The following is a 26,851-nucleotide window of genomic DNA, read 5'->3' as shown; positions in this document are numbered from 1 at the left end:
ATCGCATTAAGCCATTATCTCACCAGCAACACGCTTCCTGCTTCGTTAAAAGTTTTGCCACTAATAAAGGTACCGGTTGCTTTCCAAACGTATACCGCTTGTGGCGAAAGCTGGCTGTTAAAAAATCCATTCCAACCCTCGTCAATATCTTCTCCTTCGTAAATCAATTGACCCCAGCGGTTAAATATTTGTAATTTATAGGTATCCACATCCTTATATACCGGGCGGAACACCGTATTGCTTTCGCCACCACCAACGGTTGACGATGTTCCTCCATCTGGTCGGGGCATAAATGAGTTGGGGAACACAACAAAACCTTCGGCTTTTACCTCAACGGCATTTACCTTAGCTATTTGATCCACACAATTATTGCTGCTGGTAACTTGCAGGCTCAAGGTATAAAATCCGGTTTCCTTATACTCATACGCAGGATTCACCTGTGTTGAGGTGTTGCCATCACCAAAGTCCCAGAGGTATTTGTCGGCATCCACCGATTTACTGTATACCCTGAGCACATCACCGGGCACATATACCACATCCGGGCCATAGGTAAAATCGGCCGTTGGATGATCGTGCACCAGTATCTGCATTTGGTATGTTCCATCCACATTATCGGGTCCCGGTGCGGTGAGGGTAACCGTATATTCTCCGGGCTCTCTAAATGTGTGTACCGGATTGCGCTCGTTTGACGTACGTCCATCGCCAAAGTTCCAGCTATAAACTGAACCACCGATGGACTGATTAGTAAATTGCACCTTTAGCGGATAGCAACCCTGGAAGGTATCTACCTTAAACGCTGCATCAGGCACCAACTTGTATTCGATACTTACGTCGTCGAAGGTTACGCATCCATTAATGTCCATCAACCAACGGAAGGTATTAACCCCCTCCTTTAAACCATTAACACGGGTATTATAATACGTATCGTCCTCGAAGCTTCCCTCTCCGGCCACTACAGTCCAGGTAGCACCCAGATCGCCCGGATTAGAAGCCTTAAGCTCATACGATGAGGCATAGCTCACATCATCCTCGCCGGCATAAGGAGCTGCTTTGTTAGAAATAATTTCCACTTCGTCTTCCGTACTACAGCTTCCATAAGATACTACCCATTTGAATTTATTTTCGCCCAGTCCCAGGTTACGCACAATAGATATGGGGCTATGCGGATCATCGAAATCACCGTTACCGCTAAGCACATACCAGGTGCCGGTGCCTGTTGTAGGATCATTGGCATTTAGCGTGAGATAATCCTCGCATGTTTCTCTTTCGGTTCCGGCTTTAGCCTGATCGGGAATGTTATTGTTTACTACTATCTCATCTGAAGAAATACATTTTCCTTTTTCAATATTCCATCTTAAAATATTTGCACCAAAGGTCAAATTACTGACCAGTGTCTTGGCATCATTTTCATCCTTAAAATCAGCATTACCCGACGTTAAAGTCCAATAACCTGTACCCGGGGGCGCTATATTAGCATCCAAGGTGGCGTAATCCTTACAATCATCAATATCAGGCCCTGCATTGGCAGTGGGTGGTGTATTGTTAATGACTTCAATATCTGAGAACAAGAAACATTGCCCTTGTGAAACTGTCCATCGCAAAACGTTTTTACCTTCTTGCAAGTTGGCTATGGTAGCATTGGGCAGGGCCGGATCGTTAAAATCACCGCCCCCCTCTACAATGGACCATCTACCTGTTCCAAAATCCGGAGCTGTAGCTTTTAGCACCACAGTGGGCGAACAATATTCATCACTTGCACCTGCATAAGGTTCCGAGGGCAGATTATTAATTATCCGTACATCGTCCTTTGAATCGCACAAACCGTTATCGCTGGTCACTATCCAACGCAACACATTTTCACCCTTCGATAAGCCGCTGATTGGTGCTTTGGGGTTATTTATTTCCGATGCCGGGATAATAGCCGACCCGGTGAGTATTTCCCATTTACCCGTTCCAATAGATACAGGGGTGGCATCCAATACCGTGGATTCCTTACAATGTTCCTGCGTATTACCGGCATACGCGGTGCTGGGCATATGGTTTATCATAACCACTTCCTTAGAGGTGATACAACCCTTATTGTTAACAGTCCATTTCAAACGGTTTTTACCTCTGGCCAGATCGTATACCTCGGTCAACGGATCATGCGAATCCACAAATTTGGCTTGACTTCCTCCACCCACTACGGTCCATGTTCCTACACCAGGCAAAGCACTATTGGCTTCGAGGAAAGCCCTATCGGAGCACACCTCCTGATCGCCCCGAATTTCGGCATCAATCTTATTAAAACTAATCTGAACATCATCGCTGTCGAAACATCCTTTATGCTCCACCGTCCATCGGAAAATATTATCGCCAAACTTAAGGCTATCTACCCTGGTGGAGGCATTGAGATGGTTTACAAACTTACCTCCACCCGAACGTATGCTCCAGACACCTGTACCCACTTCGGGACTGGAAGCACCCAATACAAAGGTATTTTCGCAGGTTGCTTTATTGTCGCCGGCATCAGCTTTTGAGGGTGCATTATTGATTATCTTCACTTCGCTAACAGACGGACAGCCTTTATGGTCGATAGTCCAGGTAAGTATATTCTCCCCTTTATCCAGATTACGAACATTGGTATAAGGATCGGCGTTATCATCGAACTGGGCCGACCCTGAACCCCCTTTAATCCCCCAGCTTCCCACTCCCGGTGCCGGGTTATTGGCCTGAAGAGCCGCCGTATCGGCACAGTTGATTTGAAGGTGTCCGGCCATGGACTCAATAAAGTTATTGGATATCTCCACTTCCGAAATTGAGAGACAGCCATTATTATCTACTGTCCAACGGAATCTGTTTTTACCTTTACCCAGCTTACTTACCAAGGTATTGGTTAGCGATGAGTCGGCTATTTCGCCCGATCCCGAAATCAACGTCCAGGTACCCGTGCCATAAATAGGCACACTACCCGATAAGGACACTGTATCTGTACAGATAGATCTATCCTGGCCTGCGTAGGACAGAGAGGGTTGGTTGTTAATGATGGTAATGGTATCTCTTTTGATACAGTTGGCAGCTGCGCCCGGCACCTGCACCTCCCAAACCAACACGTTTTTGCCGGGAGCCAGCGAATACACATAGTTGCCCTCTATCCTATCAGTATAATTACCATTACTGTCTTTGCCTTTTCCGGCTCCTTCAATCACCCGCCAGGTACCGTTCCCATATTTGGGTAAGGTGGGTTTTATTTCGGTAGAGTCGGCACATACAATCTGATTTTCACCCGCAATGGCTTCCGAAGGCTCCATGTTATAAACACGTATCGTATCATACGAGTAACACATTTCGTTATTAATCTCGTATTTAATTACATTTTCTCCCGGAGCCAACTCCGTAATAATTGGTTTTGCAATTGTAGCGTCGTTAAAAATACCACCTCCGGACAATACGGTCCAAAGCGGCTTACCAATAATCGGTGCTTTGGCATTAAGTTGTGCCGTGGTGCCACATTCCGTAATATCATAACCCGCATCTGCATCGGATGGCTTATTGTTTATTATTACCACCGTATCACTTTTAGATTGCGTTCCGGAACCTACAAATTTCAGGGTCCACTTTAACACGTTACGTCCGGGTTTGATATTGTAAATTTTTACCTTAGGATTATTGTGCTCACTGTTCTCGAATTTTACACTACCCTGCTCCACTGTCCATTCCCCGAAAGTATTTTCCGGAAGATTGGCATTCAGGGTAGTAAAATCTTCACAGAGATCCAACTGGTTCAATCCGGCCTCAGCATCGGCCAGGGCTCCACTTTGCACTTCCACATCTACATACTCGCTACAGTTTAAATTTGTTACCGTCCAACGGAAGCGATTAATATTTGGGAATAAATTTTCTATGCGTGTTGAAGGGGAAGTAGGACTGATGATAGTTCCTCTGCCTTCCAGCAATGTCCATAATCCAGTACCCGTATTGGGAACTTCCGCACTCAAGTCAATGTAATCGCCACTGGTACTCGCTTTGGGTTGGGCACTAACAGGAGTGGGTTGGTTGTTACTCACCACCACCGTATCGGTGGTGATACAGCCTTCGTTGGTTACCTTCCAAACCAACTGATTGTTGCCCGAACTCAAGGACTCCACATTGGCATTTGGATTTTCACTTCCTACGGGATAATCAACCGTAGGACGGAAGCTTCCGCTACCCATTCCATCTACTACCGACCACGTTCCTGAAGCACCCGGGGGGGCTGGTGTGGCATTTAAAGTGGCCACAGTACCACAGACAGCCGTATCGCGTCCGGCATAGGTATTCACATGCAGGTTGGTAACGCTAAACTCTACCGACGAGGAACAGGTTTGATTATACACCGTCCATCGGAAAATATTTTCACCGTTTACTATTCCGCTTACTGTAGTATTATGTTGCGTTGGATTGTCAAACTCTCCTTTGCCCGAAACGACGGTCCAAATACCATGGCCGTACACAGGATCAACCGCATTTAAGGTATATTCGCTATCACAAACTGTTACCTCATCTTTATCCCCTTCTATTTGCGCCTCGCCAGGCTGATTATTAATAACAAGCACCTCATCTGAGGATTCGCAGCCATTACGACGCAAGGTCCATCGGAAGACATTACGCCCATTATTTTGCTGGTCTAAGTTACGAACCCAGGTAGAAGCAGCTTCTGCATCATCAAATTCTCCCTTACCTTCTATCACCGTCCATCTGCCTTGGGCACCACCCAGGGTGTCCGTTGCATTTAGCAGGATAGATCCATCGCAGGTAAAATTATCCTTGCCGGCATCCACGATAAAGCTGTTGTTGCGTATTTTAACTGTGGTAGTGCTAAGGCACGAACCGTTTAAAATATTCCAACTTAAAATATGGTCGCCCGCAGGTATATTAGTGACCTGAATATCCGGACTGTTTATATTATCTATGCTCACGCTTCCCGATTCAATCGTCCAGTAGCCTGTTTCTTCACCCACTACAGGAACGCTCCCTTTTAGCCTTGTAAAATCATCGCCACAAGGCAAATCCTGTTGCGCTATAATTACATCCGAAGCATCGTAAATGATGGCCTCGGTAGGCTGATTGTTGATTACCTTAACCGTTGCTGTGCTTTGGCAAGCACCTTTTTGGATTGTCCATATAAAAGTATTCTCGCCACGTGCCATATTGGTTGCGGTAGTACTGGCTGCATTGGCCGGTGTTAAAACAGCACCATCGGGCGTTGACCAAAGCCCCGTACCACCAGGCGCATCTACCGAGGACAGTGGAGTAGCATTGAGTTCTACTGTACCATCGCATACCTCATATTGGTCGGCCACGGCATTTACCGTTACCTGATCATTGTAAATGGTTACTTCATCAGAAGATGAACAACCTGTGGTGGTATTGGTTACCGTCCATACAAAGGTATTGGCACCTTGCGATAGGTTTTTCACCCGAGCATTAGGCTGTATTTGATCTACACCTATATTTTCGTATTGAGCAGCACCATTGGTAATCGTCCATCTACCCGTCTCGCCCGCTTGCAGTGCACCAGCAGCTAATGTATAGGTAGTGCGACAAATTCTTTCGTCGGGGCCGGCATTAACCACCGGCAATGGTGTAATTTTGATAGTAAGTGCCGGCGACCAGTGTTTGTTGGTGCCGCATCCATTAATAGGCCTTACGCTGATTTTACCAATGGTAAATGGCACATTAGGATCTATATCCACCAGGATGGAAGTTCCTGTTGCATCGCCTACCACCATTAATCCGGCAGGAATATCCCACTCGTAGGATGAAGCATTTAATGCTGGCGGGATAGAATAGATTAATCCACTTTCGCCCTCACAAATATCGGTAGGACCCGAAGGTGCCACCGTAATGTTATCCGGCAATGGCTTCGCATTCACCCATTTTTCGGCAATGGCACTTGCACCACAGGCATTTTCGGCCTGTACCCGCACATAACCCCCGGTAAAAGTACTGTCCACGTTTACACTTATATCTGTGGTTCCGTTGCCGGTAACAATGTGCATTCCGGTCTCAACAGTCCAGGTGTAATTGGTAGCATTATCCACAGCATCCACCGAATAGTCAATATTGGTCAATCCCTGGCAAACACCATCTACATCTGCATTACTTGTAATACCAATTATATCTTTAGGCAACGGGTTAATTGTAACCTTAGCTTTTAAGGTAGGTGACAAAGCAATTTCGCATGCCTTGGCATCCTGCACGCTGATGATTTCGTATACGGTAGTTTCTAAGGGAGAAACAAGCCAATTGTAAACTGCACCTGCGGTATTTATTACCAAAGTTCCTTCCGTACCAACCACATCGGTTCCTTTGTAGGCTTTATAAGTTATGGTAAATGGCTGAACTCCTTTTAATAAACCTATCTGTAAAGTGGTACTGGAACCAATACAAATATCGCTGCTACCTGTTAAGCTTACTTGCGGTTTATCGTTAACCATTACATCTACCTGACCATTACCCACATTGCTACATCCGTTATTATCCCTTACAGATAAAATAGAATAACGCGCATTATTAACCGGAGCATCTGTAAACGTATAGGTATAGGCATCTATTATTTCCGTATCTGAGGTACCATTTAAAGCATCCTGCCAGGTAATGGTAAAAGGTTTAACCCCTGTTAATACCGCCGTAAGCTGAACTGTTCCATCCTGACAAACTTCGCCTGGCCCGCTAATGCTAGCTGTTGGTAGCGTATTCACGTTTACACTTACTTTGCTGCCATCTGTTCTTCCTTGCAGACAGAGGGTACCGCCCGTTGTGTTAACCCTGGTAATTTGATAGGTGCGGGTTGATGATGGTGTTACCGTTATTGGAAACGGCGTTCTGTCTACACTGTACTCTGTAGTTGCAAATCCATCGTATACCGAAACATTAAGATTGCCCTGACTTGTAAAATCCCAGTTAGAGGTGTTAATTGTCAAAGCATAGCTCTCGCCATTACAGATATCCGTATCGCCACTTACCGAAGATAAGGAAAGCTCTGCTGCAGGTTGGGTAATGAGTTTAACATCGGTTACCGAGCAGGGTACACTTATCCGATCATCGAAGTCGTTGGCATGGTCGTAAGCCGTGATGGTGTAATTACCTGCCGGCAAATTGGTAAAGCTGAACATGACATTTTCTTCGGCATCCAACTTAGTGGCCACCAAACCTTTTTCGGGACTTTCTAAAAGCACCCTGTAATTACCCGCAGCATCGGGCGTACCACCGCTTACCGTAACATCTATCTGTCCGGTTTTTGCTTCAAAGCAAGCTACATCAGCCACCTTGGCAGTAACAATATTCAATGGTACGGGCTCTGTTATGCTAATGGTTTCGGTTACCTGAACCGCGGCATCGTCGCTAATAACGATGGTGTAATCACCCGGAACCAGATTTTTCTCTACCCAGGATGTATTGTTTTGGTCCACGTTAACACCGGGGCCGTTGATCTGTATCCGATAGTTGGAACCTGAAATAGGGAAGCCACCGTATACACTGGTAATATGAATCTCACCGTTGGCATCGCCGTTACATGGCGAAACATGATACACCTTGCGGTTAAAACCAAGGGCAGCACCGGGCTGTACCACTGTTAAGCCGGTAAGCTCAAAAGTACATCCGTTGTTATCAGTAACCACCACCCGATAGGTATCGGCACTTAAATTAGGCTGAACCCTGTCATTTACTCCGATTGGATTATTACTGCCATTGTACCATTGATAGGTATACGGCGCTATGCCACCGGTCACATCCACGCTTATACTGCCATCGCTTCCACCTACGGTAGTTACATTTGTAATTACGGGGTTAGTAAGATTTACGTGGCTTACCGGTTGCTTTATTTCAATGTTGGATACGTCCAGCTCACAAGCTTCGTCATCGATTATTTTAAGATCGTATATTCCGGCCAATAAATTACCCGGATTACTTCCAACAGCAGTTGAAGGTCCGCTCCATTGATAGGTATAATCGCCGCCCATGGCAACCGTGCCGCCTAATACCGATACGTTTATTTCGCCGGTGGCCTCGCCATGGCATAGCACATCCGTAATATCGATGGTTGCGGTGATAGGTGCATCAGGGCCATTGATTTCGTAGGATTGTATAAATTTGCAATGCAGGTTTAAATCGGTCACCTCTAACTGATAAACACCCTGAGTCAGGTTATCATGGATTGATGTACCCACAATGCCGTCCCATTTATACTCATAATTTCCTGAGCCGCCTGATACGCTGGCCTCTAGTCTACCCGTTGGTTCACCATAGCACATATTGGATTCAAACTCGCTTACTGCTACAACCAATCCTGTACTGGCCTTCACCTCAAAAATTTCTGTGATGGCACAATCCGTTCCGGCAGGGTCAGTTCTTCCATCGGTAATCACCACCTGATATTTCCCCTCGCTTAGTCCGCTTTGGTTTTTGCCATTGATATCCAAACGCAAGGGGTTGCCACCCGAACCGGGCACAACACTCCACAGATAGCTGTAATTACCGTCGCCACCTGTTACATCAAAGGTAATGGCTCCATTATCGTTACCTGAACAATTAACGGGTGTAATAGCGGTGTTAATTACTTTAATGGGATGCGTAAGCACCACAGAAAGTTCCTCGCTACAGCTTCTGCCGTTGTGTGTATCTGTAAACACCACGGTATAAACACCACCTGTTAAGCCGGTTTGATCTTCGGCTGTGTTACTTAGCCCTGTTCCCAGCAGGGAGCTCCAGTTGTATTTATAATCAGCCACTACACCGGAACCGCCTGTAACTGTCAGGTCAATTTGTCCGTTGGTACCGTCGCATTGGGTATCCACCACAGTAGCCGACAGTTGTATTTCCGGATCCTGAACCACGGAAATGGTAAGGCTGGTAACACAATTATTGGCATCGGTAACGGTAAGCGTATAGTCGTCTGCAGGTAAATTATACTGATTTTTGGCATTAGCTGCGTTGGTGCCCACTACCGGACTCCAGTTATACTTGTAAGGAGCTGTACCGCCCAACACACCGATCTCGATTTGGCCATCGTTGCGGCCATAACACGATACATTAACTACTGTTGGTGAAATTGCAATAGCTTGCGGTTCAGTTACAACAAAGGTATAGTCTCTATAGCAATTCACGCCGCCCACATTTTCATTTAAATCGGTGATACGTAAATCGTAGGTTCCTGCCCTTAAATTATCAATATTTCTTAGCGTGGAAACAAAACCAGCCGGGCCTGTCCAGGCAAAACTGTAAGCTCCCGAACCGCCTAAGACATCGGTGATGTCGATAGCTCCATTGTTGCCATTGTTACATTTAATATGACTGATATTAGAAACAATGCTCAACTCCCCGGGTACAAAAACATCTTTACTAACCGCACAAAGGTTTTTATCCTTAACAGTGATGGTGTAGGTTCCTCCTTTTTCAATCAACACTTCGGTTGGGTTTGCAGGTACAACCGGATTAAATGCCGGGCCATTCCATGTGTAGTTATACTCACCTGTACCCCCGACTACATTTTCTACTTTTAGCGTACGCTGGTAAGGATCGCAATCCGTATATTCAAAATAAGCATTGTACGTGATTGCCGCAGGTTCATTTACTGTAAAACTTTGAGAGGCAAGGCATTGCTCACCATCTAAAGTAGTTTCAATTGCAAGCGTATAGCTACCCTGTGGTAAATTACTTTGATTGGCCGTGGTATTGTCGGTAAAAGTATATCCGGCCGGCCCACTCCAATTGTAAGATGTGCCTACTCCAATTCCCTCAGGTTTAATAATAATGGCTCCGGAACTTTGTCCGTTACATATCACATCGGAAACGGTTCCGTTGATTGTTATGGTATTTTTATAATCTACCACAAAATCGAAACTCACTGAGCAGCCCCCCCTATCTACATCTACTATGCTTAACCTGTAAGTTCCGTTGGACAATCCTGTTTGATCCAGATTGGCATTGTCGATGCCTGTACCTCCATCAGGTGAACTCCACGAATAGGTGATATTTGAAGAAGCACCTGTGATCTGTACGTTTTGGATACTTCCGTTGTTCACCCCAAAACAAGTGGCCTCGTTAATATCGGCTGTGGCCTTGATATGCTCCAGAATAACTACTTCGGATACATAACATTTATTTATCGCATTGGAGTTAAGATCCTTAACACTAATCACATAACGGTTGGCCGGCAAATTTTGCAACAACGGGCTATTCACCGACATGGCCACTCCCGTATTGTTAATTATAATGGGCAAAACGATATCTGCTTTACCGTCGGGACTGGCCGTTACCAAATAGCGTTGATTTCCGCTTGCATCCATTCTTCCACCCTGTACGGTAAGTGTAATTTCGCCTGAGTTAACAGTTTCGCAATCAATGGTGCCCGTGTTAATATTCAGTTTTAGCTCTTCCGGCTCATCAATATTTACCGAATACACATCGCTTTCACATCCGTTTACATCCTTTAACCTTAAGGTGTAATTTTGCGATACCAGCTTATCGATGGTATAATTGCTTACGCCGGCTGGCAAGGCAAGCTCTCCCCCATTCAACACATACCTATACGGCGCAGTTCCTCCATTAATATTGGTTAACTGTATCACTCCGGAATCATCCCCATTACAGGTTATGATGTCGGCGTGTGTAACATTCGCCTGTACTTTGTCAGGCTGCTGGATTTGAATGGCCGCGGAAGTATAGCTACAAACCGTGCTGGTTGATTGCACCGTAACCCTATACAAAGCAGCCGTTTTATCTTTGATGGTAGCGCCTGTTTCGCCACCTAAAACTGTCCATCCGCTTCCATAATCCACTTCCCAGGTGTAACTAAACCCATGTCCGGCAGGGCGACCTGTGGCCACAACACTGATTTGCCCATCGCTACCGCCAAAGCAGGTCACATCCTTGACTGTAGATGTGATGCCCAATGGTTGCGGATTGCTAACCGTTACAACAGCCGATTTAACGCAAGATGCATTAGCGTTATGGAATACATTAACCGTATAGTTGCCTGATTTAGATAAGTTATCCTGCGTGGCCTCGGCCGAATATAAACCATTGGCTATCATCAATCCATCGGGATCGATCCAGCTCACCGTAAAGGCGTCACCTTGCGGCGCTGCGGCATTATCCCACGCATCCCCGGTAATATCCACCCTTATCCTGGCCAAATCGCCAAAACAAATCTTATCGTCGATGGCATACGCATTCAAAGTAAAGTCATCGGGCTGATCGATGGTTACTGTTTTGGTTACATTAGCACCCACATTATCTATAACAGTTACTTCGTACACACCATAGGGTAAGTTTACCACATGATTTATATTACTTGTAGTATGCGAGCCAATCAATACGCCCGCTTTACGCCAACTCATTTGGTAATCCGGATTACCCGATGTAACGGTAATCTCTATTTTTCCATTATTTCCATAGCAGAGGGCATCGGTGCCTTTGAGCGTAAAATCGAGCGGAGCCGATTGATCTATTAGGCTAACGTCGTATCTGCGAGAGCATAATATGTTATTTGCTGCGTCGCGCACATTCACCGTAAAATAGTAATTACCTTCCGGTAAATTCGTTCTGGATAAATTGGTAGAACCATCGTCCCAAACCACATCGTAACGTGTTGTTGGCCCACCTGTAATATTGTTGATCACAATAGAACCCGTACTTTGTCCACCTATGGCAATATGCGTTGCAGTGTAATCGGCCACAATTTCTGCCGGTTCATCCACTGTAAATGATGGTAATGGCAGAATAGCACATCCATTATTATCCGTGATAGATACGCTGTAATTTCCTTTGCTTAAACCTGTTGGCATAGCTGTTTTGCCTCCCTTGGCATCGCTTATTCCCGACCATTGATAAGTGTATGGCGCAGTTCCACCTGATATTGAGATTTCAATTTCACCGTTGCTCTCCCCTTTACATTGCACATCTGTTAGCTTATCCAAGGTATAGCTTAAAGCCGCTGGTTCTGTGATGGTAACCGTTGCGGGTAAGGTTTTCTCGCAAGCTGGGTTGTTGCCATCGCGTACCATAACCGTGTAAGTACCTGCAGCCAAACCAATAAGGGGCGACACAGCGTAGGTAAGACCATTGTCGATAGAATACTCGAACAAACCTGCAGAGCCATTAGTAAACGTGGTATTGAATGTGATACTTCCGTCTGCAGCACCGTTACAAGTGATATTTTTTACCACAGGGACGGCCGTTATAAAATCGAGTGGAGAACCTACCGTAACGGATGGGGTTGGTGAAGATATGCATCCCGGAACGGTTTTATCCTGCACCTGGAAGGTATATGTACCCTTTGGTAAGGTAAACACATTATTGTTTTGCCAGATATTCTCCTCCACACAATAGTAATCATAATTACCGCTTCCTCCTTGCGCTGCAAGCGTTACCGTTCCGTCATTACCCGTAAAACAGCTCGCATTGGTTTTACCTACCACCGTTGCTTTAACTTGATCCGGTTGATTCACATCAATAAGCAAGGTGGTTGCTGAAACACAAGTTGGATTATTAAAATCTCTCACCTTAATCTGATAAGTACCCTTGAATAGGTTAGAGAAAGTATGGGTATTGATTTGTGCAATATCTGTCCAGCTTAAACCATTGTTTACACTATAATCATAATCGCCGGAACCTCCTGATGCACTAATAGTTATAAAACCATCATTATCTCCATAGCAAGTTACGTCACCTTTGCCCGTAACAGGGTCACTGGCTAATGTGAGTTGCCCGGGTTGGGTAATCGTATAAGAACCCAGGGAATATTCGCAAGATGTGTTTGAGGCATCTCTTACCAACACTTCGTAAGTACCCGCAATTAAATTGCTAAATCTATAGGTATCGGAATTGGCCGGAACCGGGTTTACCCAGTCTCTGATTTCGGTTCCTTGTAAACGGAACTCATATTCACCCGAACCACCTGCCACCTGCAATTCAATAGAACCGTTATTATCGCCAAAACATAAATTATGCACTAAAATATCCGAAGCCGTAACCAGTGTTATGGCGTTCAACTCATCCACCACATAAGGTGTGCTTGCATTAGTATAAGCACAGCCATTCGCATCCGTAACGTTCAGGCTATAATTCCCCGGTTTTAATCCGGAAAGTATTTCCGTATTTACAACACCATTGCTCCAGGTAATCGTATAAGGTGCCGTGCCACCTATCACATCAACCGTAATACTTCCGTTGGATGTGGCATTGCAATCGTTATCCTTGATTGCCACCATATTGACGCCCAGTGCATCAAGTGGTTCGGTGATAATAAAAGTATGTGTTAACGGAGCACAACTGGTAGGAAGTACATCGGTGATAGTCAGGTAATAGTCACCAGCTACCAAATTTTCGGCAAATTTATCGGTTGAAATTACGGTTCCCAAGGCATCCTCCCACTGGTAAACATAACTACCGCTCCCTCCTTGCGCTGTAACCTCCAGTCGCCCGGTAGCATTGCCTTTACACTTCACATGGGTATGTTCATCTAGTAAATAACTTAGGGCAGCTACATCGTTAAGCGTAACACTTACAGAGGTATAGGCACAGATGGGGTTTGTTGCATCTTGCATCCAAACCGTATAAGTCCCTGCTCCTATTCCTGAAACGATAAACCCGTCAGTACCATCGTTTGCCGGCAACCAAACACTTCCACCCAAGGCAGGGTCGGTTTGTGTAAACTCGTAAGTAGCTGAACTTCCGCCCGATGCCCTTACTATAAAACTTCCGTCGCTAGCACCGTTACAAGTGATACCGGTTTGAGCTTCCTCTACCAATGTTAAGGCAGCGGGTTCCGTAATTACAATGGGTACATCTACCTGGGTATAACATCTTTGGTAGTTGGGATTACGATCCCTCACCCAAAGTGTGTAGGTGTTTGCGACAAGATTATTTACTTGATATTGATCCCCAGCAGCACCATAATTACTTTCCTGCCAAGTTGTTGGCGGAGTAGCCGGATCAGTAAGTGCAAATTGATAAGCACCCGAACCACCGGAAGCCGTAACCACATACGAACCTGTGTTTCCTCCATTGCATACATTGTTCAAATGTAAAGTCAGATCTTCACTTAAGGTCAATGCCGGGTTAGCATCTATCGTTACGTTGATAGATTGTACACAGCCATTACCATCCGTAACCGTAACGCTATGATTACCAGCTGGCATCATTATTTCTGTAAAATCTGTTCCGCCTGTTGACCAAGAGATATCGTAGCCCACCCCTGGATACGTTGCAAAATCGGCTGTACCTCCGGTAATGGCGATTCTTGCGCTTCCTTCGCAATCCACTCCGGCTGTGCAGGGTACGCAACCCACGTTTTTGCGTAATGCTACATCTTCGGTAATAACAATGGCCGATGGCTCATCAATCTTAACCGTTAATACATTTATTTTTTCACAAGCCGCTGACGATAAATCCCTTACTGAGAAAACATGGTTACCGGAAGCAAGACCTGTAAACTTGGGCGAAGCTTGCCAGCTTGCGCCAGCGTTGATGGAATACTCATACGAACCACTACCTCCGTTTGTTTTTAGGTTCACTTCTCCATCGTTTGCCCCAATGCAGGTAATATGCTTTTTGGATACCTCCTGCAAAACCAGTTCATACTGTTCAACAAGAACACTGCCGTTCATCATGCCATCACATGAAACCTGTGAAGCACTTACCGTATAAAATCCTTCCTGGGTAAATAAAATTTCATTACCCGAAGCATCCTCAAAGAAAAATGGCAGACCATCGCCAACGTACTCTACCTTAGTTGGACTAATGCTGACTCCACCACGTAAAAGTTCATAGGTCACCCCACTACTCGAACCTTTTAATCCTAAATAAACACCTTTACTGGCTGGAGCATCATCAATACAATATGCACCAAAGTCATTTCCATTTTTATCTTTAACGGTTATGTCAAATATATCGGTAGGTGCACCCACAATATGGATTGTCTTTTCCTTAAATGTGCTGCACCCCGCTGCATTTACGTATTCGTAACGAATATTATAAGGGCCGATTGCCAATGTGGCCGGATCTAAAATAGCAACACCATCATCCACAACAACCGGATTACCCAGATCATCTGTACCCACATTGCTTATCGCTCCTGCAATATTGGGCGTAATGGTAAAATTACCTATTCCTCCACTTGGCATATCTCCTCGTAAAGTAATAGTGGAAGAAGACAAACAAATATTTTGATTCTCAGTAACTCCGGCAAAAGTAACCGGATTATCGGCCAATACCTCAACAGTTTCTATCACTGTTTTGGCACAGCCCCCTTTAGCAGGCGTTTGTGTAAACACCATGGTTATTTCGTACACACCTGCGCCAATACCGGGATTGATAGTGGCCGTATTATCCTTATTATCCTCTAAAAATGGTGTGGGGCTACCGCCTTTGGTAGCATAAAATACTGCCTTTCCATCGCTAGCATCCGTTCCATTTACATTAAGTACCGAAGTACCCTCATTGGCACAATACGTTCCGGTAGCACTTAAATTGCTGATACCCACATCTACCAATGGCACGGAAACATTAAATGTTTTTATGGGGCTTGGACAGCTTTTACCATTAACCGTATGAATTACGGTGTGCGTAATTGTATTGGGATTATTGTGATCTACAGAAGAATGACCCGGATTAAAAAACCCGCCGGAAATACCATTTCCGCTTACACCATTCCCCGTAAAACTGGTAAAAACGTTTCCTACGGCCTTGCCGCCATTAGCGGGCGTCCTCAAATCAATACTACCTAACAATGTTGCCGCGGCATCGTCGATACAATAATTACTTTGTGCAGTGGCGTAGGGATCTCCCCCAATTGTAAAATCAGGATTTAATTCTTCTATAATTTCTACCTCAGTAGTTAAGGTATTTATACAGCCACCACCTGAAGTATCCTCATATCTATAGATTACCCGATAGGTTCCGGGTCCATAGCCAGGGGTACCAAATAATACAGAAGGGATAAAATTATAAGTACCATTAGGTGCATCCGGTACCACCGTTGTTCCATCGGGGGCAAGCACTGTAAATGTTGTTCCATCGTTGGGCACAGCAGGTGCACCATTTATACTTCCTAAAAGCAAATACGGTCCGTTATCCGAGGAGCAATATTCCGTTGCCAATCCCGGAACATCCAGAGGTGTTCCAATTTGAATTGTCGCCGTGGCAGCACCCGAACAACCAGCCGCATCGGTATAATCCATGGTAATGGTATGGTTACCGGCTCCTGCCAAGGTAGGGCTAAAGGTAGCTGTACCATCGGCATTATTGGTAATACTGGCACCAGGTCCTGTAAATGTTACACTTGCGCCAGCCGGTAAGGGCAATAGCGATGACCCGTTTAAGTAAGGCGTTAAAGTTACAGGGGCAGCTGTTTCGCAAAGTGTTGCAGGTAAGCCGTTAATGCTAAGGTTGGTATTTAAGTCGGGCAGCAAAGTAACCTGCTGGTCTACAAAGGCCGCACAAGTGTTAGGGTCGGAGTAGGTATAGCGTACGGTTATGGTTTTAGGTCCTATATTGGTGAGTGCCGCCCCCACGTCAATAGATCCGGCACCTGCAGGTGTTCCTTCGTCCCACCATACGCCCTCACCACTGGGTGAACCGAGCACTTCAAATCTTCCGTTTGATCCGGGAGCCGATCCATCGGGGAAACCGTTAAAGTTAACAACGCCCGCATCGGCACAATAGGTAGTTGCAAGTCCGTTTATACTAACAACAGGCACAGAATTTACGATGATATCTTTGGTAATACGATTAAAGCAACCTTTGGTATCCGTATATTGATAAGTTATAGGATTGACACCAATCACCGCCTTAAACGGAATATTGGCATCCAAAGAAGCCGGGTCGGGGTCGAAGATACCTCCGCCAACGGCCACACCTTGTCCGCTAAATGTAGCCCCGGCCTGATTACCGGTCAAGGACACCAGTCCATCGTTCTCGCAATACTCATATTTACTACCGGGCGTATCAAAAGTTAATACCGGCAATGGGTTCACCACCACCGTAATAGGAGCACTATCAAAACAACCCTGTGGGGTAGTAGCTGTAACCGTATAAGTATCCGTTGCACTGGGAGATATATTGATATTCTGATTATTCCCTAAGCCATCGCTCCAAAAGTAAGTTCCCCCCCCTGCTCCATTAGCCTGAATAGTTATGGGTGACCCGATACAAACTTCGGGATTAGCCGGTGAAAAAGTAATGGTGGGAACAGGATCTACATACACTGTTGCTGTATTAGTTCCTGCAACAGGGGAGCAACTGGCCGCATCTGTCAGGTTAATTACACTATAGGTAGTTTGTGCATCGGCCGGATTTACATTTAAGGTATAGGTGGAGAGGTTTGAATTTACCACATTTACAATGTTGTTACCCTTATCGTCCACAATATCGAAATTAAACGGGGCATTGCCGGTGAGGGTAACGTTTAAGGTGAAGGTGCCTGCCACATTTGCACACCTTCGGACGGGAAGCTGAGCCGCTATGCTTGCTGTAGGAAGTGGTGTTACATCTATGGTGAGCCTATTGCTCATTTCAAGGTTACACCCACCTATATTGCTTGCCATTACGCGGTACACCCCAGCCGTTTGGTTCGACCAGACGATATTAGTTCCCACTCCGCCAATACGTACCCCGCCTACATTGTCCCATGCTGCTCCATTCTGCCGCTGCAATTGATACTCTATCCCCGGACCATCCACATTTGTTACCGTCAAATCCACACCGCTTAAGGGTTCCGAAGCGCAATATTTTGTTTTATTGGCAGAAAATATCAAAACATTGGGCTCCTCGTAAATCTGAAGCGAACCGGTCATAACCTGTGAACACAAACCTCTTTCGGCTCTAACGGTATATTTACCGGCAGTCGTTTGCTCTCCAAAGTTTAATACTCCGTTGTTACCGGAAAGCGAAAAAAGATCTGCCCCGTCGCGCATCAACACGTAAGTTGTGGCAGGCCCCTCGGTAGGGTTTGCTACCGTACCAATGGAAACTTCACCCGCGGGGCAATCATTGCCCTGTACGTTTAACTGCAAAGCGGTTGGAAGCTCGTTAACACGCGCTATTCCGTTCATATCAGCCCTACAGCCATTGGCTGCCTGTGCCACCACATAGTAATCGCCAACCCCTGTCACCGGATTAAAGGTGGTGGTGGGTGGCGTAATTGTTTCTATATCCGACACCGAGGTACCATCATCGTAAGTTAAGGTATAATTTACCCCTGCGGTGCTACTTGCCAAACTCACCGTAAGGCTATTGCCCTGACAAACCGAACCCCCTGTAAGATTATGAATAGAAGGAAGTGCTCCAATAGATACGGTGTTAATCATATTTGAAACACATCCACCTCTACTTGCTGTAACACTATAATTTCCGCTTGTTGCCAATACCCTGGTTGCAAAACTCCTGAGATTTCCATCACCAACTAAGGTAGCTATGGGATTATTTAGAGGATTCCGTAGCGTATAGGTAACACCGGTTTCTGTCCCTTCCAATCGTACCGTATAACTATTACCGGCACAATGTGGTGCGGCCTCTACAATGCTAACAGCATAAGAGCTTGGTGGCGATGTTAACTCAAAAGGACCTCCAAGCATTAATACATCTGCCCCTCCACAAGTATTCTCGGCATAAATGGTGTAGGAACCTGCTGCAGAAGGCGACCATGTGTAGGGAGCAGCCGAACACTCACTGCCGGCTATCCTACCAGTAGTTGCTTCGTGTAAATAATAAGTGACACCTGCCTCGGGCGATGCAAGGGAAAGATTTAACGAATTAGGAGTGCAATCATTCGCTCCTGCTACGTTAAGAGCGTTGGGAGGAGAACTTAGCGTAAAAGCAGCATCCATTGGCAATCCAGAAGGCTCGCATCCGTTAGCATCTGTAAGGTTTATCAGGCTGTAAGTTCTATCCGTTGTTTGTAGTCCAAAGTTAATACTAGTTAGCCCCGCACCTTTTGTGCCGGAATAATTTGGATCCGGCACACGAGAAATCTCATAATTATACGGACTGCTACCTCCGGTTATATCTATGGTAACTTGGGCATTATAATTTGCACCGCAAGGCGCAGGGGTATCTGCCACAAATGAATTTATTGTAACGGCACTTGTTACTATTAGCTGAACGGTATAAACTGCTCCTCCGGAATGTGTCCAGGTAAGGGTGTAGGGACTGCCAGCTGATGGAGGCGTATTTACTACGTCATCGGTGGCATCGTTGGTGCCGTTATCATTGATTGTTATACCTGGTGCATTCCACGATCCACTGTTGGCATGCCCAGCGGGCATTGAATTACCCACTACATCCTGTGCCTGTGCCAATACTTCTAACCCGGTAAGCGATCCTTTACCACATGTATATATGGTTTGTGAAACACCAAGGTTTGCGATTCCCAAAAATAAAACAACAAAAAAAACCAACCGTATGACCCTACGATTGAGCGTAATTGTATTAGGCGTGTGTGAGTTATAGTTGCTCATCCTTATATAGTTTTAGTCCCAATAGGCTGCGATGAAAAGCATGCTTAGGCATTTCTACGGTAATTGTTAATAAATGTTTGCCAAATGCTCATTTCTTTTTGATAAATCTGCCTTTTTGCATTACAAACAACGATACATGTTGCCGGGAAGGCTTTTAAGAAGGCCATCAAACTCGAGTTGCAGCAGGAGCGTTGATATTTTGGCCACAGGAATGCCTGTGCTGATGCTCAGATAATTGACCGATGCCACTTTTTCCTTACGGATTAGGTTGAATATTACACCGAGTTCGCCGGTAGGCTCGTTAAAAAAATTGAGTTGTTGTGCCTCCCCTCTTTGATCTTCTACCTCCCAGCCTAGCGCGTATTCCAAATCAGCTGCATTTTCGATGAGTGCCGCCACATTGGTTTTAATCAATTTGTTGCAGCCCCGGCTAAACTCATCGTCGGCGCGTCCCGGAAAAGCGAGCACATCGCGATTGTAGGATTGCGCCAGATGAGCCGTAATCAGGGCACCGCCTTTCGCTGCCGATTCTACCACCACCGTGGCATCGGACAGGCCGGCCACGATGCGGTTTCGTTTCACAAAATTTTGTTTGTCGGGGTTGGTTTCGCTCATAAACTCGGTGAGCAAGGCACCCCGGTGTAGCAACTCGGTGGCTTCGCTGCGGTGCAGTGCCGGGTAAATGCGATCGAGGCCATGCGCCAATACCGCTATGGTGGGGAGGCCAAACTCCAAGGCGGCACGGTGGGCGCATATATCCACCCCATAGGCCAATCCGCTTACAATGGCAAGGTCGGGATGGTTTGCCGCCAGATCGCGGATCAAATCACGGCAATTCTTTTTCCCCTCCTCGGTAACCTTTCGTGTACCCACTACCGACAACACTTTTTGTCCGCCCAGGATATGCTCACCTTTTCTGTACAACATCACAGGGCCGTCCTCACAATTGTTGAGCCGTGCAGGAAAATCGTCGTCCAGAAAAAATGTTGTTTGAATATTGTGTTTTTGAATAAAAGCTATTTCCTGCGCCACCCGCTCCCAGGGATGGGCATTGGCTATCAGCGAAGCCTGTCGTGTACCGATACCGGGTATCTTGCTTAGCACCCTTTCTTTTTCAGTAAAAACAGCCTCTACATCGCCCAGATAGGCAACTACACTTCTTATTAGTTTAGGGCCTAAACCTTTTATCAGGCTAAGGGCCATTTTATGCTTAAGTTGGTCGTTCAAGGATTAAAGTTGATTTCGGTAAAATTACTACCGTGGATTACATAATCAAAAAGCTATGCTTTGTATAGATTGTGTCAAAATTATAATTATTTTTTTAAAAGGGGCTTGTTATTAGGAGAAAAAAAAGAAGCTCTCCGTAGCTCCTTCTGAAGGATGGGTAGTTTGGAAAGCACGCGTTAAATGCTATAGATATGGTGGAGAATAACTTTGCCTCAATAGAAAAGATCAGTTACCGGGGCGTCAATTAGTTTTTATAAATGGTCATAATTGCAAACCACAACCTAAGACGAAAAAGAATTCTTGTGGTCAATAATACACACTGCCCAACAGCTATCATCCAAATGCTTAAAGTCAATAGCTAATTTAAAGAGATTCCTTATCTTTGCGGGGCTTATCCTATTAATTTTACACCAGTACTTAGCGTGAACCTTAATTTATACATAGCCAATAAAATACGCAAAGGCGAAATAACCGGAAAAAAACTGTCGGGACCCATTATAACGGTAGCCACTATTGGTATTGTTCTGGGCATAACGGTAATGATACTTTCGCTGGCCATCGGTACAGGATTCAAAAAGGAAATACGCGACAAAATTATTGGGTTTGGGGCACATGTTCAGGTGGTTAATTATGATTACAACTCCTCCTTCGAAACCAATCCCATTGAACGGGATTCTGCATTTACAACTATGGTTTTATCCATACCCGGTGTTAAACACATACAGGAATTTGCCACCAAACCCGGCTTATTAAAAACCAATGACAACATACAGGGCGTAATTATAAAAGGGATAGGTAAAGACTTCAATTGGACTTATTTTAACCAGATACTGGTAGAAGGTACCAAACCGGATGTGAGCGGAGAAGCAACATCCAATGATGTGATTATTAGCAGCACCTTAGCTAAATTACTCCGCCTTAAAGTTGGCGATAAGGTGCCCATGTTTTTTTTCCAGGAGCGAATGAGGGCGCGTAATTTTACGGTGTCGGCCATATACGATTCGAGCCTGCCCGAATTCGACAAGCTTTTTATCTTTGCCGACATCCGACATATAATTAAATTAAACAATTGGAACAACGATCAGATTACGGGTTACGAAATAAGTTTAGATGAATTTGACCAAACGCCTACCCTCGCCCAGCAAGTAGATATTTTGGCAGCCTCACGTATTTCGCCCGATGGTGGCATGTTGCGTACTACAACCATTACACAACAACAGCCCCAAATATTTGGCTGGCTAAACTTGTTGGATATGAACGTTGCCATCATCCTTGTACTTATTGTTCTTGTAGCAGGATTTAACATGATTTCGGGCTTATTGATTATTATATTAGAGCGCACGGCCATGATAGGAATACTCAAAGCCCTGGGCAAACAAAACCACGATATTCGCAAAGTATTTATGTATCTGGCCACTTTTATTGTTACCAAAGGAGTGCTTATTGGCAACGTGATAGGTATTTCCATCTGTTTGATACAAAAGTATGCAGGCATTATTTCGCTGGATCCGGAAAACTACTATTTAAGTACTGTACCCATACATTTAAACCCCTTGCACCTCATTTATCTTAACATAGGTACTATTGTTGTTTCGTATTTAATGATGATTGGTCCCTCGTACCTTGCCACAAAAATAAGCCCGGTAGAGGCTATAAGGTTCGACTGATAAAAAACCAAAGCAGTAAGCTTGAAAACATTTGGCGTTTAAAAATTATTTATTATTTTATTTCCATCAATACCTTTGCCAATATCCTTATGCTTTGTACTTACTTGGTACACATGCAAACACAATACAAAAAAACTATATGTTTGATCATTTTATATATTTATTGCAACAAAAGTTAGAGGGGGACCTGCCCGGGGCGGTGGCACAAAATAAAATGTCGCCAAATGTTCGCTTAACATCAAACACCTTAGCTAATTATTCCACCACCCGTGAGAGCGGCGTATTGATACTGCTTTACATAAAAAACAACGAGCTTTACATTCCATTTATACAACGCCCCGAATACAAGGGGGCACACAGTGCACAAGTTAGCTTGCCGGGCGGCAAATTTGAACCCTACGACAATACCCTCAAAGATACCGCGCTGCGCGAAACATGGGAAGAAATAGGCGTTAAACCCGATAGAATGCAAATAGTAGGCAACCTCAGCCCCATTTATATCCCCAACAGCAATTTTAATGTTATGCCCTACGTAGCCTACGTGGCCGAATGCCCCACCTTTACGCCCGATGCTTTTGAGGTAGATTATATTATAGAGGCTAAGCTGTTGGAATTAATGGCACCCGAAACCGTACAAACGTTTGTAAAAAATATTAACGGACACACGATTAAAGCCCCATTTTTTAATATCAATAATTGTAAGATATGGGGCGCCACGGCCATGATAATAAGCGAGCTAAAAGAAATCATCCGTACAATGGAAGCTATTCCATCAGGTTCTTGTAATGCTCAAAACGGTCCAATATATCGGTAACGTATAAATAAGGTTCCTCGCCCCTGCAATACCCAAACTGCACCACCGGATCGTTAAAATAAATAGGTTTGCTTTTATTGAGCAGGTAATAGTCTACGTTATCCGTCCATACTTTAGGATTCTTATCATTTTTTTCGGCCAATCGCATGGCATCCAGCACGTGACCCAGCCCCACGTTATAAGAGGCCAAAATAAACTTTAAGCGTTCTTCCGGATCGTCAATCCGCAAACTCAGGCGACTGTCGAGCCATTTTATAAACTTAATACCCCCCTGTATATTTTCTTCGGGCGAGGTTATATTCTTTACCCCAAAGAGCTTGGCTGTTTCGGGCATTAACTGCATGAGTCCGGTAGCCCCTGCCCAACTTTTAATGTCAGGTATAAATCTGGATTCCTGATATATCAATGCGGCAATTAAACGCCAGTCCCAATCAATGGTTTGGCTCTCTCTTTTAATAATATCATCAAATATGGATATCGAGCCACCTTTTAACGAGTGATAGCCAGAATCCACCATGTGAGTAGAACGCCTGTTTTTGAAGTATTTACGGAATATTAACCTGTACTTTGTTGTTTTACGGAAACGCACCAACCAGTTGTTAACCACGTGAAGTAAATCGGGCGAAGATTTGCGCACCCCCCAGGCTATTTTCTGTGGAAAGCTGATGGCTGTTTCTATATCGATATTATCGTAATAATTTTTATTAACTGCCGCCAGATTTTCGTCGCATATGGTATAGGATATTTCGCCCTCGGCCACCAAACCAATTAACTGTTCCGCTTCGTAGTCAGGTATCTCCACAATATTTATACTATCTCCAATTTCGTCGGATAAATGGCGCAAACGCGTGACGTAGGATGAGCCTTTTTGAACATAAATTGTTTTACCGGCCAAATCGAGCTGATTACGTATCACCTCATTAAAACGCATATCTTTTTCATCGCTTTCTGCCTTTGAACTATTTCGCTGTACCAACACCTGCCGTGAGTAGGTGTGCGGTTCGGTAAACTGGATTACCCTTCCTTTTTCGCGGGTAACGGCCAGGTTTTGTGCTATCAGATCTATCTTGCCTTTTTTAAGGTCATCAATATTTTCCTCTACATTATTACTCACACTCACTTCCAGCTTAAGACCTATGCTATTACAAAACTCCTGAAGCAACTCCAGTTGATACCCCATGGGGGTTCCTCTATAAACAAAATAATTAGTAGAATTATAATCGGTAACCACTTTTAGCTTTCCCCTCTTTTGTATATCCTCTAAGTCAAATACAACTTCGGGGCTCTCCTCCACTTCTTTTATTTTTTGGGTTTTGGTATCGCACGCAAGCAATACCAGCATCAGCATAAATACTACACTTACAATTCGTATCATACACAATTGTTTATACTATCAGGCGATAAATATAGTTGAAAAATAACAGATTTCAAGTCGAATTTGATCTGGTAAAAATCCAGGCGTATATTGAATTAGTCGTAAAAGTTCCAGGATACACCCCATTTAAAGCGCATAGGAGAATGCGGATAACCCACTGTTAAAAAGTAATTCCTGTTCATGAAACTTTGATTAAAGTGATCGAGCTTAACAAAAATACGTGCTCGCTTTAACTGTAGATTCATAAAGGCATCTAAAAAGGGGTAATTGCCTATCTTCATTTTATTTTGCAGGTAAAATTGCCCTGTGGCAGGCATATAAGCCGGTGTATAGTATTCGGTATGGTATTTTACATCCACTCCAATTTGAACGTTCAACACTCGCTTGGCCAAATAAAAGTCGAAATAATTACTCGAGAGACCTGCAAAATCCGGCAAAGGATACAGCTTTTGGTTAGATGAATATTGATAGGCCAGTTTATTGTGACTGTGCAAGGGGCCCAATTTAAATTTTTTGTACAGGGACAGCTCAAAAGCATTGATCAGCTCACTTGTTTGATCCGGCACGGCCTCCTCATTCCAATACAGGTAATCGGTAAGCGAATTGGATTCAAAAGCTATTTTTAAACTACGGGTTGGAATATTCAGGCCTGCTGCAATGTTTACTATTTTTTCCTGCTTAAAATTTCTGTTCCACTGAAAATGATTGGAGTGATAGTTTTCCTGTAAAAATTCGGCCTGTCGTAAATCTATCTGTCCACGGGCATATACGCCTGCAGTATCTTTAAAAACTTTATACAGTGTATTTATATTTCCCTGCAACTGTATGTCGCCGGCCTTGTATCCCTGCACATATAACTTACCTCCCATGTTCCACCAAAAATTCCGACCTATATTTTTAAATAACTGCGCTCCAATATGGGTACTTACAAAAGTGGTATCGTTGGATCTGTATATAGGTATCTCTACCTCATCCACAGTGGTAAAACCAGGCTCCACCTGATATTTATAATGTTTTATTTCATTGCTTACAAATGCCCGCAATCCAAATTTGAGCAGGGCGTTGGCCTCTTCGTTAAACTTAAGCTGAAATACATTTTTAATGTTGGTATATTTTGTTGTATCGCGGGTTAAGGCTGAATCGAAAAATTGCGTACCATACAAAGGCAAGGAAGCATCGCCGTTACTGTTTGTTGTAAGATAATTTGACAAATTATCGATTTTAAAAACCCGCTTGTAGGAGCTTATGTGTAAGGTGTGATAGGCAGTACCCACAGGCAATTGCATTGGTTCCAAAACTTCTTTTTCATTCCCATTTGCCTCAATCGAATCTCCCTTGAGCGGCTCCTCTTTTTGGTTTATACTAATTTTACCTATACCCAACTCCTGCGTAATAAAAAATTGAAAATTGTCAACATAATTGGTTTGACTGTCATATTTTATCCGCACGTTTTCGGCTTCTTTAAACTCATCGCTAGCGGGGTTTAAAATAAGCTCATGATCGTCGTTTTCAATACCGCCGTTAAGGTAATGATTGGCTTTATTATAGGCGAACAGCCCGTGAACCGAATATTTTGCCCCATTATAGCTCATCCAAAAATTAAAATTACGGTTGTCGGTTTGCTGAGCACTATACGAACCCACCGACGACAGCAAATCATAATTAAACCCCAGATTCAAGCTCCTGTTTACATTCTGCGTAAAAAGCACCGATACATTTTCTTCCGATCTTCGTTTTGGTCCACCATATATATAGGTGAGGTTGGTATAGGGTACTTTACTGTTATAAAATCTGATATCGCAGGGCTGAACGAAATAATCGTACAATGAATTTAAGAAGATAAATTCGTTAAAATCCTTTTTAAACGACAAGAGATTGGATGTATAAGCCGAGCCTATGTTACCCAAATAAATATTCGAAAAGCTTTTTTTATAAATCCGGTTATACTGCTGCACACCTGCTGTAACCGTGTCAATATCAAGCGAATCGGCCCGGGTAAAATCATCTACCAAACGCCACGAGCGCAGCCTGTCGGCTGGATCCACCTCCAGGGTTCTGATCTCCTCCTCGGCGCGGGTACCTTGACTTCCTAAACCCCGCTGACCTGTAAGTTGAACCGTAAGGGTAAGCAAAAAAACTATATATGTCCATCTTCTACTCATCGGCGCAAAGTTAAAAAAGTATTTAATTTTATTAGATTTTTTTGATGGTAGGGATTTTAATTTATTTTTGCGCCCTTAATCTCTTTTCAATACACTTAATGCATTTAACTTAAGCAACAGAGCAC

Annotated in this window: 6 protein-coding genes; 2 read left to right on the top strand and 4 right to left on the bottom strand. The window is 44.4% G+C overall.

Features of this window, described 5'->3' with window-relative positions; translation table 11 throughout:
* Positions 1 to 14: 14 nt before the first annotated feature.
* Together FN809_RS00310 and dprA are read right to left on the bottom strand one after the other, a co-directional pair.
* A complete protein-coding gene (locus FN809_RS00310) occupies positions 15 to 19,481 on the bottom strand; it encodes a PKD domain-containing protein (protein WP_142531487.1) in 19,467 nt (6,488 codons plus the stop codon).
* A gap of 120 nt (positions 19,482 to 19,601) precedes the next feature.
* Positions 19,602 to 20,708: a DNA-processing protein DprA gene (dprA, locus tag FN809_RS00305; RefSeq protein ID WP_185957382.1), complete on the bottom strand. Its 1,107-nt coding sequence runs from the start codon at positions 20,706 to 20,708 to the stop codon at positions 19,602 to 19,604.
* Positions 20,709 to 21,130: 422 nt separating this feature from the next.
* Here dprA and FN809_RS00300 point away from each other — a divergent pair, with 422 nt between their 5' ends.
* Positions 21,131 to 22,375, top strand: coding sequence for an ABC transporter permease (locus tag FN809_RS00300; RefSeq protein ID WP_142531486.1), 1,245 nt, complete (start codon positions 21,131 to 21,133; stop codon positions 22,373 to 22,375).
* Positions 22,376 to 22,514: 139 nt separating this feature from the next.
* Positions 22,515 to 23,189, top strand: a complete 675-nt coding sequence (locus FN809_RS00295) for an NUDIX hydrolase (protein ID WP_142531485.1) — start codon at positions 22,515 to 22,517, stop codon at positions 23,187 to 23,189.
* On the opposite strand, the gene FN809_RS00290 is transcribed toward FN809_RS00295, so the two are convergent.
* The gene (locus FN809_RS00290) at positions 23,140 to 24,564 is read right to left on the bottom strand and encodes an MltF family protein (protein ID WP_142531484.1); all 1,425 of its coding nucleotides are present in this window, start codon (positions 24,562 to 24,564) and stop codon (positions 23,140 to 23,142) included. The two genes, FN809_RS00295 and FN809_RS00290, sit on opposite strands and share 50 nt — an antisense overlap.
* A 95-nt stretch (positions 24,565 to 24,659) precedes the next feature.
* Positions 24,660 to 26,726, bottom strand: a complete 2,067-nt coding sequence (locus FN809_RS00285) for a putative porin (RefSeq protein ID WP_142531483.1) — start codon at positions 26,724 to 26,726, stop codon at positions 24,660 to 24,662.
* Between the last annotated feature and the right edge of the window lie 125 nt (positions 26,727 to 26,851).

The sequence above is a fragment of the Saccharicrinis carchari genome, from assembly GCF_900182605.1.
In the GTDB taxonomy this organism is placed as follows: domain Bacteria; phylum Bacteroidota; class Bacteroidia; order Bacteroidales; family Marinilabiliaceae; genus Saccharicrinis; species Saccharicrinis carchari.
This window is presented reverse-complemented; position numbering and strand designations above follow the sequence as displayed.